Origin of the sequence: Vibrio cortegadensis (assembly GCF_024347395.1) — a bacterium.
Taxonomy (GTDB): Bacteria; Pseudomonadota; Gammaproteobacteria; order Enterobacterales; family Vibrionaceae; genus Vibrio; species Vibrio cortegadensis.
Genome location: NZ_AP025472.1, coordinates 916,921 through 931,781 on the forward strand (window position 1 = coordinate 916,921; position 14,861 = coordinate 931,781).

11 protein-coding genes are annotated in these 14,861 nt (G+C 42.9%); 8 read left to right on the forward strand and 3 right to left on the reverse strand.

What is annotated here, in order from left to right; genetic code table 11:
* Positions 1 to 45 precede the first annotated feature (45 nt).
* On the forward strand, positions 46 to 954 hold the full coding sequence (locus OCV39_RS04255; protein ID WP_261889084.1) for a 4'-phosphopantetheinyl transferase family protein: 909 nt from the start codon (positions 46 to 48) through the stop codon (positions 952 to 954).
* On the opposite strand, the gene OCV39_RS04260 is transcribed toward OCV39_RS04255, so the two are convergent.
* Complete coding sequence (locus tag OCV39_RS04260) at positions 932 to 1,339, reverse strand: thioesterase family protein (RefSeq protein ID WP_171756170.1); 408 nt, start codon at positions 1,337 to 1,339, stop codon at positions 932 to 934. The two genes, OCV39_RS04255 and OCV39_RS04260, sit on opposite strands and share 23 nt — an antisense overlap.
* 369 nt (positions 1,340 to 1,708) lie before the next feature.
* Between OCV39_RS04260 and OCV39_RS04265 the strand changes: the two genes are divergently transcribed.
* The 3 genes from OCV39_RS04265 (at position 1,709) to OCV39_RS04275 (ending at position 4,839) form a co-directional block, all read left to right on the forward strand.
* The gene (locus OCV39_RS04265) at positions 1,709 to 2,707 is read left to right on the forward strand and encodes a TRAP transporter substrate-binding protein (protein WP_113795880.1); all 999 of its coding nucleotides are present in this window, start codon (positions 1,709 to 1,711) and stop codon (positions 2,705 to 2,707) included.
* 80 nt (positions 2,708 to 2,787) lie between these two features.
* Complete coding sequence (locus OCV39_RS04270) at positions 2,788 to 3,474, forward strand: TRAP transporter small permease (protein WP_261889085.1); 687 nt, start codon at positions 2,788 to 2,790, stop codon at positions 3,472 to 3,474.
* Positions 3,475 to 3,477: 3 nt separating this feature from the next.
* Entirely contained in the window at positions 3,478 to 4,839 is a 1,362-nt protein-coding gene (locus tag OCV39_RS04275; protein ID WP_113795882.1) for a TRAP transporter large permease, read from the forward strand.
* Positions 4,840 to 5,202: 363 nt separating this feature from the next.
* Here the strand turns inward: OCV39_RS04275 and OCV39_RS04280 are convergent, their stop codons facing one another.
* Together OCV39_RS04280 and OCV39_RS04285 are read right to left on the reverse strand one after the other, a co-directional pair.
* A complete protein-coding gene (locus tag OCV39_RS04280; protein WP_113795883.1) occupies positions 5,203 to 6,546 on the reverse strand; it encodes a sigma-54-dependent transcriptional regulator in 1,344 nt (447 codons plus the stop codon).
* 10 nt (positions 6,547 to 6,556) lie between these two features.
* Positions 6,557 to 8,359, reverse strand: coding sequence for a sensor histidine kinase (locus OCV39_RS04285; RefSeq protein WP_261889086.1), 1,803 nt, complete (start codon positions 8,357 to 8,359; stop codon positions 6,557 to 6,559).
* 527 nt (positions 8,360 to 8,886) lie between these two features.
* On the opposite strand from OCV39_RS04285, the gene tig reads away from it, so the two are divergent.
* From tig to lon, 4 genes are all read left to right on the forward strand, one after another.
* Positions 8,887 to 10,185 (forward strand): trigger factor, encoded by a 1,299-nt coding sequence (gene tig, locus OCV39_RS04290; protein ID WP_017051270.1) that lies wholly within the window; start codon positions 8,887 to 8,889, stop codon positions 10,183 to 10,185.
* A 104-nt stretch (positions 10,186 to 10,289) separates the two neighbouring features.
* Positions 10,290 to 10,916, forward strand: coding sequence for an ATP-dependent Clp endopeptidase proteolytic subunit ClpP (gene clpP, locus OCV39_RS04295; RefSeq protein WP_017051271.1), 627 nt, complete (start codon positions 10,290 to 10,292; stop codon positions 10,914 to 10,916).
* Between the two features lie 83 nt (positions 10,917 to 10,999).
* Positions 11,000 to 12,280 (forward strand): ATP-dependent protease ATP-binding subunit ClpX, encoded by a 1,281-nt coding sequence (gene clpX / locus OCV39_RS04300; protein WP_113795885.1) that lies wholly within the window; start codon positions 11,000 to 11,002, stop codon positions 12,278 to 12,280.
* Between the two features lie 118 nt (positions 12,281 to 12,398).
* Positions 12,399 to 14,750 (forward strand): endopeptidase La, encoded by a 2,352-nt coding sequence (lon, locus tag OCV39_RS04305; protein ID WP_261889087.1) that lies wholly within the window; start codon positions 12,399 to 12,401, stop codon positions 14,748 to 14,750.
* The last annotated feature ends 111 nt before the right edge of the window (positions 14,751 to 14,861 follow it).

The following is a 14,861-nucleotide window of genomic DNA, read 5'->3' on the forward strand; positions in this document are numbered from 1 at the left end:
TGTGCAAATATTGGTCGTTTTATAGTTTGGGGAAAGTAAGGTTTTATGTCTAATTCTGTGGTTGATTTGTGGTTGTGCCCAATAGAAGAACTTGATGAGAGCGAAGCATTAACGGCAGAGCTTAAAGCATGGTTAACCGACGATGAGATAGCAAAAGTGAGCCGCTATAAAATGGAACGAGATCGTCTTAGAGGTCTGTATGTGCGCTGCTTTTTGCGTGCGATTTTGTCCCGTTATGCCAACCGTCATCCCAACTGGTGGCGTTTTGAATATGGCGACAAAGGGAAGCCTCGTTTAAGTGCTGACCAATTTTCCAAAACTGGGATTGAATTCAACATCAGCCATAGTCGTGATTATTTGTTGGTGGCCGTTTGTTTGAATAATTCGGTTTTGGATCCCATAGCGTTGGGAGTCGATATTGAACATTCACGAGACAACACCAATATCCAATCGATCATGACTCACTATTTTTCGCACTTAGAAATAGATCAATTAATGGCTTTGGATGAATCTCAGCAACCTACGAGATTTTTTGATTTATGGGCATTAAAAGAGTCCTACATTAAAGCTACTGGCACAGGGCTCGCGACATCATTGAAAGGTTTTTCTTTTGATTTTTCTAAGGTCACTGAGCGGACTGAGGCAATGAGAACCGTGACGAATTCGAGCAAAGAGAGAGTTGGGCAGAGTCGTCAGTTACGCCTATTTCAAGGGCTTGAACTTCATCTCTTCGAAGATCCCGATCGTGAGGGCGCGAAAAAAACGTCTACACGAGATAAACAATGCAATAACCTTTACTGGAAAAGTTTGCTTGGCCGAGTAGATGACCAATATCGATTTGCCGTGACGCTAGGTGCAGAGGGTATAGCCGGAATAAAACTCAACATGATTGAGTTTCAAACTTCCGACTTATTTTCACAATTGGAGGCATTTAAATCGAAGGACCCAACATAGCGTTTAAAACGACATCTGGTACTGGTTGAAGTCGTTTTCCTGTATCTAAACAGACCATTTCAATCTCCCCAATCACTGCGGGTTTTGTTGCCTCTTTACGCCACACTTCTTGTCGCCATAATGTCTTATATTTGCCATCTAATTCAAAAGAGGTTCGAATATCGCAAATTTCAGCAAACTCAACCCCGTCTTGAAAGGTCATATTGGCTTTGTAGACGGCGAAACCTAATCCTTGTTCATTCCATAGTTGCGCCAGTATGTCACTCCCTAATACATGCTCCCGAGCACGCTCAAAATATTTCAGAAAATTAGGGTGATACACAACACCTGAGTGATCGGTGTCTTCGTAATAAATTTGTACGGGGTGGTGGTAAATTTTGCTCATCTCGACGATCTCTTCAAGTAAGTCAGTCGTTGATACGTAATATCTCGCCGAAGCGATGACAATCAATATGGTTAGCGGCACTTTACCTTAAATTTCTAAATTACTTCAATATTCTAAGAGCGTGGCTGCCTTGGTCAGACCTCCATTTTATGTCAATAGGCGAGATCTCCCCCATACCATAAATTTTAATGGGTCATTTTCCACCCATGGAATTACCCATGTTGATGGCTGGCATGAATTGCTATCTATCCGATCCTTTGTGGTTAAAGGGTTGTTAATGGTTTGTATAAAGTTGGCGCGTAAATTGCCTTGTAAGGATTACACAGTACCCATAGATGGGGCTGTTTTGATCAATCAAGGAGAATAATAATGTTTAAGCCTCTTACTCTACTGTCTTTATCGGTACTTGCTGCTACTAGTTTTAATGCTGCTGCTAACTGTGACCCAGGCGAGATCGTGATTAAATTCAGTCACGTAACCAATACTGATAAGCACCCGAAAGGCATTGCGGCATCATTGCTTGAAGAGCGTGTAAACACGGAGATGAATGGTAAAGCTTGTATGCAGGTTTTTCCAAACTCGACTCTTTACGATGATAACAAGGTACTGGAAGCCCTTCTCAATGGTGATGTTCAAATGGCAGCTCCGTCGCTGTCAAAATTTGAAAAATTCACTAAGAAATACCGTATTTTTGACCTTCCATTCCTATTTGAAGATGTCGATGCCGTTGACCGTTTCCAAAACTCTGAAGCGGGCGACACTCTGAAGAATGCGATGAAACGTCGTGGCCTAAAAGGTCTTGCATTCTGGCATAACGGTATGAAGCAGATGTCGGCAAATAAGCCATTGATTACCCCTGAAGATGCAAAAGGGTTGAAGTTCCGTGTTCAAGCATCCGATGTTCTGGTTGCTCAGTTTGAACAGCTAGGCGCTAACCCTCAGAAGATGTCATTTAAAGAAGTCTACGGCGGCCTGCAAACTAAGGTTATCGATGGTCAAGAAAATACTTGGTCAAACATCTACGGTAAGAAATTCTTTGAAGTACAAGATGGGGTGACAGAAACCAACCACGGCATCTTGGATTACCTAGTCGTGACATCAAACGATTTCTGGAAAAAGTTACCTGATGATGTTCGTAGCCAGCTAGACACGATCGTTAAAGAGGTGACAGCAACTCGTAATGCGGAATCATCGAAGGTGAACCTTGCAAACAAAAATAACGTGATTGAAGCGGGTGGCGTGGTACGTACTCTTACTGCTGATCAGCGTCAAGCATGGGTTGATAAGTTGCAACCAGTGTGGAAAAAGTTTGAGAAAGACATCGGTTCAGATTTGATCGATGCTGCTCTTGCGTCTAATAAAAAATAGTAAAAACCTAGAGCGGCACTGAGTTTGTGCCGCTCTGAATAATTGTGTCGTTCATAACAATAACAAGAGTGACGTATCTAATGGAGCAGTCTCAAATGGAACAGTCTCTTTTTTCTAAAGTCGGAAAATTTACCGATGCAATTGAGGAAACTCTGATTGCATTCTTTTTAGGTGCAATGACCTTACTAACTTTTGCCAACGTAGTTTTTCGCTATGTTTTCAACGGCAATATTCTATGGGCGTTGGAGCTAACCGTATTTATGTTTGCGTGGATGGTTTTGGTCGGCGCATCTTATGGTGTTAAGAAGCACTTTCATATTGGGGTGGACGTGGTTATCAACATGGCCCCTGATAAATTACGAAAGGCCTATGCAGTGATTGCAGTAACGAGTTGTTTGGCCTTCTCTGTTTTGCTGCTAATCGGTTCTTGGAATTATTGGTATCCGTTTGCAACAGAACGCGCTTGGTATGAAACCGATGACATCCCAATGCCAGAGATGCTGCAATTTATGTCGGACTGGTTAAATGAAGGCGAACGTTACGAAAAATTGCCGCGATTTATTCCTTATATGGCACTGCCTATTGGTATGGCTCTGCTTACGTTTAGATTCACGCAAATTGCTTTCCAAGTTTTCACTGGCAAATTAGATCGAATGATCGCAGGTCATGAAGCGGAAGAGGGCTTAGAAGCATTGAAAGCGCAAGTCTTGGAAGGAAGCGATGAAGATGCGACCTCACCTCTAAAGTCGAACGGTAAGGAGAAGTAGACCATGGCAATGTTATTTCTATTTTTGATGGTAATTGCGTTCATGCTAGTCGGTGTGCCAATTGCTATATCGCTAGGTCTATCGAGCATGATCTTCCTATTGATGCACTCAGATGCCTCTTTAGCGTCGGTCGCTCAAACCCTATTTAATGCATTTGCTGGCCACTACACACTATTAGCGATTCCATTCTTTATTTTGGCCTCTAGTTTTATGTCTACTGGTGGGGTAGCAAAGCGTATTATTCGTTTTGCTATTGCAATGGTCGGTTGGTTCCGCGGTGGTCTTGCAATGGCTTCTGTTGTCGCATGTATGATGTTTGCAGCCTTATCAGGGTCATCACCAGCGACGGTTGTCGCAATCGGTAGTATCGTGATTGCCGGAATGGTGAAGAACGGTTACTCAAAAGAGTTCGCGGCAGGGGTTATCTGTAACGCGGGTACATTAGGGATCTTGATTCCACCTTCTATCGTGATGGTTGTTTATGCCGCTGCGACGGATGTATCGGTTGGTCGTATGTTCCTTGGTGGCGTGATCCCTGGGCTACTCGCGGGTGTCATGTTGATGATTGCTATCTACATTGCAGCACGAATTAAGAACATTCCGGCTCAACCCTTCGTCGGATGGGGAGAAACCTTCGCTGCGGCTAAAGATGCGAGTTGGGGACTGCTGTTAATTGTTATTATTCTTGGTGGTATCTACGGCGGTATTTTCACGCCAACAGAAGCGGCGGCAGTTGCGGCGGTGTATGCGTTCTTTATCGCAAACTTCATCTATAAAGACATGGGACCGTTTGCTGATAAGAAAAACACCAAGCCAGCCTTAGTGAAAATTGTCCAAACCTTTGTCCATAAAGACACCAAAGATACGCTTTATGAAGCGGGTAAATTGACGATAATGCTGCTGTTTATTATCGCTAATGCACTGATTTTAAAACATGTACTGACGGAAGAACGAATTCCTCAGATGATCACGGAATCAATGCTCTCTGCGGGTCTAGGCCCAATTGCATTCTTGATTGTGGTGAACGTGTTATTGCTGATTGGTGGTCAATTCATGGAGCCATCAGGTTTGTTGATCATTGTCGCGCCGTTAGTCTTCCCAATTGCGATTGAACTGGGTATCGACCCGATTCACCTTGGTATTATGATGGTGGTGAATATGGAAATCGGGATGATAACCCCACCTGTTGGACTCAACCTCTTTGTGACCGCTGGGGTGGCGAAGATGTCGATGATGAATGTAGTGAAAGCGGCACTTCCGTGGGTTGGTGTTATGTTCCTATTCCTCATGATCGTGACTTACGTTCCTTGGGTTTCAACATGGCTACCAACAACATTAATGGGGCCTGAAATCATCACGAAGTAGCTAAGTAGCTAAGTAGCTAAGTGGCTAAGCAGCTAAGCAGTTAGGTAACTAATCACTGAGTAGGACAAAAGTTACGAGTAAATAAGTCCACTCAAATTTATAGCTTAGATAGCAAATAAAAAAATGCCCCGCCAAATTGGTGGGGCTAAGAGTATCTAGGACAGTAGGAATAAAGCACTAATAAGGACAATATTCGGGGGGTGTCTTCGCGGGGTTATTGCAGTCAAAATACTATTTAAGGCAGTGGATAAATAACGTGTAAGACTCAAAAGTAATAACCGATTTCGCTTTGATGAGTTAATACTAGCGGGAGAAAGATGAATATAATGTGAAAATAATATTCATCTTTATGTTTATAGAAAATTAGTCATTCTTATAGCGATCTTTATCCAAATTGTAGCGCTGCATTTTGTCATATAAGGTTTTGCGAGCAAGATTAAGCCGTGACATCGTATCTTTAATACTGCCTCCACACTCAATCAGAGCTTGTTCTATGGCTGATTTTTCAAACTCTGATACTTGGTCAATCAGACTCTGTTGCGCGAGTGAGGAGCAGGATTGTTCTCCAAGTTGAGCGAGTTTTCCAAGCAGTACGAAACGCTCGGCGGCATTACGTAATTCTCTCACATTCCCCGGCCAGTCATGGCTAAGCAGTGCTTGGAGATCGGATTGAGGTAGTGCGGTCGCTGTCTTTCCATATCGGGAAGCTGCGACCAACAAAAAGTGGTGAAAAAGTGCCGGGATATCCTCTTTTCTCTGTCTTAAAGGGGGCAAGTCTAGGGTGACGACATTGAGTCGATAATAGAGATCTTGCCGAAATGAACCTTCAGCCGACGCTTGTTTTAAATCGACTTTAGTCGCGGCAACCACTCTGATATCTAACGGGACAAGATTGTTTGAACCTACACGCTCAATGACCCTCTCTTGCAGTACTCGAAGTAGTTTAATTTGAGCTTGCATTGGCATGGATTCAATTTCATCAAGGAAGAGCGTTCCACCTTGTGCATATTCAAATTTTCCTATTCGCTTACTATCTGCACCTGTAAAAGCGCCTTTTTCATGACCATAAAGTTCGCTCTCTATTAGGTTTTCCGGTACTGCCCCGCAGTTAACCGCCACGAAATTTTGCTCCCTTCGGCTGCTCTGTTCATGCAGCGAACGCGCGATTAGTTCTTTGCCCGTTCCTGTTTCACCGAATAACAGAATATCGGCACTGGTATCAGCAATGTGGGTGATGGTATCGCGCAAAACTTGAATGCTCTCAGTGTTACCTATGATACGTGGGCCTAGCGCCTGACTGGCTTTCAAGGTTCGCTTGAGCTGTTGGTTTTCTATGGTGAGTTGGCGTTTTTCAATCGCACGTTTTACCGTATCAATTAAATGTTCAGGTGCGAATGGTTTTTCAATGAAGTCGTAAGCGCCATCATGCATCGCTTGAACAGCCATTGAAATGTCACCATGGCCTGTGATCAAAATAACGGGTAGCTCTGGATCTTTGTATTTGATCGAGTTGAGCAAGTCTTGCCCTGAAATCCCAGGAAGACAAATATCCGTTACAACCACATGAGGGAGGCCATCTTTATCAGCTGCAAGCAGTGCCTCTTCCGCATCAGGGAAAAATCGCGCTTCGATATCTGCAAGTTCAAAACTTTGCTCAATGGCGTGTCTTAAATCGGATTCATCGTCTATAAAAAATACGTGACACATATTTCTTCCTTTAATTATTATTTTTGAGTTGGGAAGGGGAGGTGTTCAGTAATTGAACTGTAAATCGGGCACCACCCAGCGGTGATCGACTGACAAATAAATTACCATTCATACTTTGCATAATCTGTTGGGAGATAGACAAACCTAGACCTAAACCATTTTTCTTCGTGGTGTAGAAAGGTTCAAATAAGTTGTTCATTTTATCGCTATCAATGCCGGAACCATTATCCTCGATGTGAATATTGATATGCTCATCAGAGGATTCAATCGATAGTGACAGCTGTTTGGGTTCAATGTTGTCTAAAGCTTGAATACCATTCGTCAGCAGATTAATAAGCACCTGTTCTAACTGGATTGGATTGATGACGACAGATTCATCTCGTTCTAATAGCTGGCAATCAAAATTGACTCGGCTTGATTTCAGTTGTGGTTTGAGCAGCTCTTTGGCGGAGAGTATTACCGGGTTAAGTTGAACATCGATCAATTCGTTGGCTGAACTTCGTCTCGCAAATGACTTGAGCTGCTGACTTATTTTCGCCATTCGCTCTGTTAGTGATGAAATACGAGTAAGGTTTTCAATGGTTTTATCTGGTTTATCTTTCATTAAAAACAGTTTGCCGTTTTCCGCGTAGCTACGAATGGCCGCAAGGGGGTTGTTCAGTTCATGGCTGATACTTGCAGACATTTGTCCCAGAACCGCGAGTTTCGCTGCTTGAACCAGTTCGTCTTGAGTCTGTATTAAGGCTTCTTCCGTTTTCGCTCGTCGGTGAATTTCAGCATGCAGTTCAGCGGTTCTCTCCATGACTTGAAATTCGAGCTTTTGGTTCGCCTCAATATGCACTTGATCAATTTGACGCTGCCTCTGTTGGCGGTGGGCGCTCAATTGATAAATCAGAAAAAACACGGCGAAGATCAAAGTCAATATAGAGACAAAACCCAAGGTATCCCAAAGCACTAAAACTTTTGGAGACATGACGCGAATCGTAAGGTGCTCACCGGGCAGTGAACGAGATGAAGTAATAAAGTCTCCCTGAAATCCAACTTGATGGGGTTGGGTTAGCTCGGTAGAAGTAAGATAAAGATCGCCAGAAAAATTCAAACTGGAGATATTGGTATCCAAATATTGTCGGGACGCTAGAATCTCGTTCTTTTTGGCGTCAGCCAGAGGCGATAAACTGTGAAATAGCCAATCTGGATTGCTCGACATGAAGATCACGTGATTTTTATCACTGGCGACAAAATAGTTTTGTTTACTTTTCCAGTTATCTTCAATGGCGGACAGATCCATTTTTACCACCACAACCCCTATAATTTCGGCCGCATAAGTAACAGGGTAAGAGTAATAGTAACCACGTAAACCAGATGTTGAACCGAGTGCGAAATATTGACTTTCTGAGCCGACAATTGCTTGCTTGAAATAAGGGCGAAAAGCGAAATTTCGTCCGACAAATGAGCGCTCTTTATCCCAATTACTGGCAGAAATCGTGGTGCCATATTGATCAATGAGGTAAGTATCAGATGCCAGAATGACATCATTCACATGTTCTAAATATCGGTTGGTTAACTCAATTTGAGCGCTGTTTTGGGGCTGAATAAGCGCATCAACGAGCTCCTGATCCTGAGAGAGTAATTCAGGAATATGGGCGTATTTATCCAGTTTACTGGTGATATGACTGGCAAAGCGATCGAGCTGCGCTTGGTGTTCTAATACCAACAGATTGTAGCTGTGTTTCCATACCCATTGGCCGCCTAATAGAGCACAAAATAGATAAAGTAAGACAAAAATCAGCGAGATACGTTTGAGTTTGGACATCCTTTTCTCCATGTACAGCTCCTATAAATAGGGTACGGCTTTGAATGTCTCGGTGGCGAAAAAATTATCAACTATGTGCTGCAAAACAAGAGCAAGATCTCTTTTTGAGCTTTTTAATAAAAAAAGCCCTTCATTCCCTTGAAAAAGTCGCTATTGTCCCCATTTCTGATGTGTCTAATGATAAGTTGATGCTTTTTTTATCACTTAGCATGAGAATTTAGGACATTAAGCACCATGCATAGGTGAACGACTCGACAGGTCTGATTCAGATCGCTAGAATGTCGCGTCTAAATTTCTGTCCTGAGGCTAATAGGAGATACCTTTTATCACTCATTTTTGAGTTGAATAAAGATATCGCTGATTAGTCCGATATTTAACCTTGGTTTCACCCGTTAGGTATCGATGCTCAATTTTAAATTAGGTGTTCGGATAGAGCACTACACAAACATGATGCTAACAACGAAAGGCAACTGCCTCAGTTACGGCTCATACGCTCAGATTACTGAGCCAGTTTTGAGGTTTATATAATGCAAGTTACTGTTGAAAAACTAGAAGGCCTAGAGCGCCGTCTTAACATTACTGTTCCAGCTGCTAACATCGAAGATGCAGTAACAGCTGAACTACGCAACATCGCGAAAAACCGTCGTTTCGATGGTTTCCGTAAAGGCAAAGTGCCAATGAAGATGGTTGCTAAGATGTACGGCAAAGCTGTTCGTCAAGACAAAATGGGCGAAGTAATGCAACGTCACTTCATCGAAGCGATCGTTAAAGAGAAAATCAATCCAGCTGGCGCACCAACATTCGCACCAGTAGAGACTGAAGAAGGCAAAGACATCGTTTTCAACGCAACTTTCGAAGTTTACCCAGAAATCGAACTTGCTGGTCTTGCTAACATCACTGTTGAAAAACCAGCAGTAGAAGTTAAAGAAGAAGACGTTGCTGAGATGATCGAAACTCTACGTAAGCAACAAGCAACTTGGGCTGAAGTAGAAGAAGCTGCAACAGAGAACTCTCGCGCAACTATCGATTTCGTTGGTTCTATCGACGGTGAAGAGTTTGAAGGCGGCAAAGCTGAAAACTTCCCTCTAGAGATGGGTGCTGGCCGAATGATTCCTGGTTTTGAAGATGGCATCGCTGGTAAGAAAGCAGGTGACGAATTCGAAATCGAAGTAAACTTCCCAGAAGATTACCACGCTGAGAACCTAAAAGGTAAAGCAGCTAAGTTCGCTATCAAACTAAACAAAGTTGAAGCGCGTGAACTTCCAGAGCTAAACGATGAATTCGTTTCTAAATTTGGCGCAGCTGAAGGCATCGACGGTCTTAAAGCTGAAGTTCGTAAGAACATGGAACGTGAGCTTAAGCAAGCTGTTAAAAACCGCATCAAAGAGCAAGCGCTTGACGGTCTAGTTAAAGAGAACGACATTGACGTTCCTTCTGCTCTAATCGATCAAGAAATCGGTACTCTACGTGAGCAAGCTGCACAACGTTTCGGTGGTAACCCTGAAGCTGCTGCACAACTTCCACGTGAGCTATTCGAAGAGCAAGCTAAACGTCGCGTAGTTGTTGGTCTTCTTCTTGGTGAAGTAATCAAGTCTGAAGAGCTAAAAGCTGACGACGAGAAAGTGAAAGCACTTATCGAAGAGATGGCGACAGCATACGAAGATCCAACAGAAGTTATCGCTTACTACGAGCAAAACGAGCAAATGATGCAAAACATGCGCAACGTAGCTCTAGAAGAGCAAGCGATTGACGCGATCATTGCTAAAGCTCAAGTTTCTGATAAAGAAGTTAGCTTCAACGAGCTAATGAATCAGCAACCAGCTTAATAAGCAATATATTTCGTAGATGGTTGACTTAACGTAAACTATTCTGCTAACAATGGTCCGTGTGATTATATCATCCGGGCCATTTATTTTAGGGACATAAGAATATGAGCTACCAAGAAAACAATGCAATGTCGCCGATCATGAACGCACTCGTACCTATGGTGGTTGAACAGACTTCCCGTGGTGAGCGTTCTTACGATATTTATTCTCGTCTATTAAAAGAACGAGTAATTTTCTTAACAGGTCAAGTGGAAGACCACATGGCAAACCTTGTCGTGGCTCAACTGCTTTTCTTAGAATCTGAAAATCCAGATAAAGATATTTTCCTATACATCAACTCTCCAGGTGGCAGCGTTACTGCGGGTATGTCTATTTATGACACTATGCAGTTTATTAAGCCAAATGTGAGCACAGTATGTATGGGCCAAGCTTGTTCAATGGGTGCTTTCCTGTTGGCTGGTGGTGCGCCGGGTAAACGTTATGTATTACCTAACTCTCGCGTAATGATTCACCAACCACTAGGCGGCTTCCAAGGCCAAGCTTCAGATATCCAAATTCATGCTCAAGAGATCCTTACTATTAAGCAAAAGCTAAATAATTTATTAGCTGAGCATACGGGTCAACCATTAGAAGTGGTAGAGCGTGATACCGATCGTGACAATTTCATGGCTGCAGATCAGGCAGTAGAATACGGTTTGGTGGATGCAGTTCTTAATCATCGTGGTGAATAGTTACCAAGGGTAATTGTTTAACGCAAATTGATTAAAATTGATATACACTCAAAGCATAAGAGTAAAGGCTAAGAGGTTAGCGAATGACAGACAAAAGCAAAGAGAGTGGAAGCGGTAAATTGCTTTACTGCTCTTTCTGTGGCAAAAGCCAGCACGAAGTTCGCAAGCTAATCGCCGGTCCTTCAGTTTACATTTGTGACGAATGTGTCGATCTATGTAACGACATTATTCGTGAAGAAATCAAGGATGTTTTGCCTAAGAAAGAATCTGAGGCACTTCCTACGCCACGTGATATTCGTGAGCACCTTGATGACTATGTAATTGGCCAAGATTACGCGAAAAAAGTGCTAGCTGTTGCGGTATATAACCACTACAAGCGTTTACGTAATGGTGATACAACGAGTGAAGGTGTTGAGCTAGGTAAGAGTAATATCTTGCTTATCGGTCCTACTGGTAGTGGTAAAACATTGCTAGCAGAAACACTAGCTCGTTTTTTAGACGTACCATTTACAATGGCAGATGCAACTACATTAACCGAAGCTGGTTATGTAGGTGAAGATGTAGAAAACATCATTCAGAAACTGCTACAAAAATGTGACTACGACGTGGCAAAAGCTGAGCGTGGTATCGTCTACATCGATGAAATCGACAAGATTTCACGTAAAGCTGAAAACCCATCAATTACACGTGATGTATCTGGTGAAGGTGTGCAGCAAGCGCTATTGAAACTGGTTGAAGGTACAATTGCTTCTGTTCCGCCACAAGGTGGTCGTAAGCACCCGCAACAAGAGTTTCTACAAGTAGATACATCTAAAATCTTATTTATCTGTGGCGGTGCATTCTCCGGCTTAGATAAAGTGATTGAGCAACGTGTAGAAAAAGGTTCAAGTATTGGTTTCGGAGCAGAAGTTCGCTCTAAAGACGAAACGAAGACGGTTGGCGAGCTATTTAGCCAAGTTGAACCTGAAGACCTAGTGAAATATGGATTGATTCCAGAGTTCATTGGTCGTCTTCCTGTTACCACAACGCTAACTGAGTTGGATGAAGAAGCACTGATTCAAATTCTTTGTGAACCAAAAAATGCGCTAACTAAGCAGTATGCTGCATTATTTGAAATCGAAGAGACCGAATTAGAGTTCCGTGAAGATGCCCTACGTGCTATTGCTAAGAAAGCGATGGAGCGTAAAACAGGTGCTCGTGGACTTCGTTCTATTCTAGAAGGTGTATTGCTAGATACTATGTACGAGCTTCCGTCTTCAACAGATGTAAGCAAAGTAGTGATTGATGAATCTGTAATTAAAGGTGAATCTGATCCTTTATTAATTTATAGCAATTCAGACAATCAAGCCGCTGGCGCAGAGTAAGCGATAAGCAAATATACGAAGGAGGTAAGCAATTACCTCCTTTTTTTTATTCTTTCATTGAATCCAACCAATTAGCCCCCATATACTGCTCATAAGACTAAGCGGAAGAGAGAAAAATATGAACTTGGAACGTTCCGAGCGTATCGAGATCCCCGTACTACCTCTACGTGATGTAGTGGTTTACCCTCATATGGTTATTCCATTGTTTGTTGGCCGTCAAAAATCAATTAGCTGTCTTGAATCAGCAATGGACGCAAACAAGCAAGTATTACTTGTCGCTCAAAAAGAAGCCGACACCGATGAACCTGCCATTGATGATCTATTCACTGTTGGTACGGTCGCGACCATTCTACAGCTCTTAAAATTACCAGACGGTACCGTTAAAGTACTTGTCGAAGGGCAACAGCGCGCGAAAATTCATCAGTTTAAAGAAAATGACTTCTTCTTGGCGGATGCTGAGTATCTAACGACGACTGAACTTGATGATAAAGAGCAAGAAGTGATTGTTCGCAGTGCGATTAATCAGTTCGAAGGCTTTATTAAGCTGAATAAGAAAATACCACCAGAAGTACTGACTTCCCTTAACGGTATTGATGAAGCAGCGCGTTTAGCTGACACCATTGCTGCACATATGCCTCTTAAGTTAGTGGATAAGCAGCATGTATTAGAGATTCAAGATGTGACAGAGCGTCTTGAATTCTTAATGGGACAAATGGAATCGGAAATTGACCTGCTACAGGTTGAGAAGCGTATTCGTGGTCGTGTTAAGAAGCAGATGGAAAAATCACAGCGCGAGTATTATCTGAATGAGCAAATGAAAGCGATTCAGAAAGAGCTTGGCGAAACGGAAGATGGCGTTGACGAATTCGAAGTTTTAAAGCAGAAAATCGAAGAGTCTAAAATGCCACAAGAAGCGCGTGATAAGACCGAACAAGAGCTTCAAAAACTGAAAATGATGTCGCCAATGTCTGCTGAAGCCACCGTTGTGCGTAGCTACATTGATTGGATGATTGGTGTTCCTTGGACGAAGCGTTCAAAAGTTAAGAAGAATCTTGCGAAAGCCGAAGAAATTCTTAATGAAGACCATTTCGGTTTAGATCGAGTGAAAGAACGAATCCTTGAGTATTTGGCGGTTCAAAACCGAATCAACAAGCTTAAAGGCCCAATTCTGTGCTTGGTTGGTCCTCCTGGTGTAGGTAAAACGTCATTAGGTCGCTCAATTGCTTCTGCAACAGGACGTAAGTACACACGTATGGCACTGGGTGGCGTTCGTGATGAAGCTGAAATCCGTGGCCACCGCCGTACTTATATTGGTTCAATGCCGGGTAAGTTAATCCAGAAAATGTCGAAAGTTGGCGTGAAAAACCCACTATTCCTTCTGGATGAGATCGATAAGATGTCTTCTGATATGCGTGGAGACCCGTCATCTGCACTTTTAGAGGTGTTAGATCCTGAGCAAAACAATGCTTTCAACGATCATTACCTAGAAGTCGATTACGATCTGTCTGATGTCATGTTTGTTGCAACATCGAACTCAATGAATATTCCAGGCCCTCTTCTGGACCGTATGGAAGTGATTCGTCTTTCGGGCTATACCGAAGATGAGAAGCTAAACATTGCGAAGCGACATCTTGTTGAGAAGCAAGTTGAACGTAATGGTTTGAAACCTAAAGAGATCACGATCGAAGACTCTGCCATTATCGGCATAATCCGTTACTACACACGTGAAGCCGGTGTACGTAGCCTTGAGCGTGAAATTTCCAAGATTTGCCGTAAAGCAGTGAAGAACATTCTTCTAGATAAAGACCTGAAGAGTGTGACTGTCTCTATGGATAACTTGAAAGAGTATCTTGGTGTACAACGTTGTGATTTCGGTAAAGCTGATGACCGTAACCGTGTCGGCCAAGTCACAGGTCTTGCGTGGACGGAAGTTGGCGGTGATCTATTAACGATTGAAACAGAATCAATGGTTGGTAAAGGCAAACTGACTCAAACGGGTTCTCTTGGCGATGTGATGCAAGAGTCAATTCAAGCGGCAATGACAGTGGTACGCGCACGAGCAGAGAAGCTTGGGATCAATACCGACTTCTACGAGAAGCGTGACATCCACGTTCACGTTCCTGAAGGTGCAACACCGAAAGATGGCCCAAGTGCTGGTACCGCAATGTGTACAGCGCTTGTGTCTAGCTTAACGGGTAACCCCGTGAAAGCAGAAGTCGCAATGACCGGTGAAATTACGCTTCGTGGTGAAGTGCTTCCTATCGGTGGACTGAAAGAGAAGTTACTTGCTGCGCACCGTGGTGGTATTAAAACGGTCCTTATCCCGAAAGATAATGAGCGTGATTTGGAAGAGATTCCAGACAATGTTATTGCTGATTTAAAAGTCATTCCAGTGCAATGGATTGATGAAGTGCTTAAAGTGGCATTAGAGCGAGACCCTACTGGTGTTGAGTTTGCTGCTGAAAAATAGTGATGTACAGCATAAATAAGTAAAAGATTACGCTGATAAGTTCAAAAAAACTTGTCAGCGTTTTTTTTGGACGCTAAGTTAATCCACTAAAGCGTGCAGCCCAGTTACAGT

Coding starts and splice junctions, on each gene's coding strand:
- OCV39_RS04255 (WP_261889084.1), top strand. CDS start 46: ATGTCTAATTCTGTGGTTGATTTGTGGTTGTGCCCAATAGAAGAACTT.
- OCV39_RS04260 (WP_171756170.1), bottom strand. CDS start 1,339: ATGAGCAAAATTTACCACCACCCCGTACAAATTTATTACGAAGACACC.
- OCV39_RS04265 (WP_113795880.1), top strand. CDS start 1,709: ATGTTTAAGCCTCTTACTCTACTGTCTTTATCGGTACTTGCTGCTACT.
- OCV39_RS04270 (WP_261889085.1), top strand. CDS start 2,788: ATGGAGCAGTCTCAAATGGAACAGTCTCTTTTTTCTAAAGTCGGAAAA.
- OCV39_RS04275 (WP_113795882.1), top strand. CDS start 3,478: ATGGCAATGTTATTTCTATTTTTGATGGTAATTGCGTTCATGCTAGTC.
- OCV39_RS04280 (WP_113795883.1), bottom strand. CDS start 6,546: ATGTGTCACGTATTTTTTATAGACGATGAATCCGATTTAAGACACGCC.
- OCV39_RS04285 (WP_261889086.1), bottom strand. CDS start 8,359: ATGTCCAAACTCAAACGTATCTCGCTGATTTTTGTCTTACTTTATCTA.
- tig (WP_017051270.1), top strand. CDS start 8,887: ATGCAAGTTACTGTTGAAAAACTAGAAGGCCTAGAGCGCCGTCTTAAC.
- clpP (WP_017051271.1), top strand. CDS start 10,290: ATGAGCTACCAAGAAAACAATGCAATGTCGCCGATCATGAACGCACTC.
- clpX (WP_113795885.1), top strand. CDS start 11,000: ATGACAGACAAAAGCAAAGAGAGTGGAAGCGGTAAATTGCTTTACTGC.
- lon (WP_261889087.1), top strand. CDS start 12,399: ATGAACTTGGAACGTTCCGAGCGTATCGAGATCCCCGTACTACCTCTA.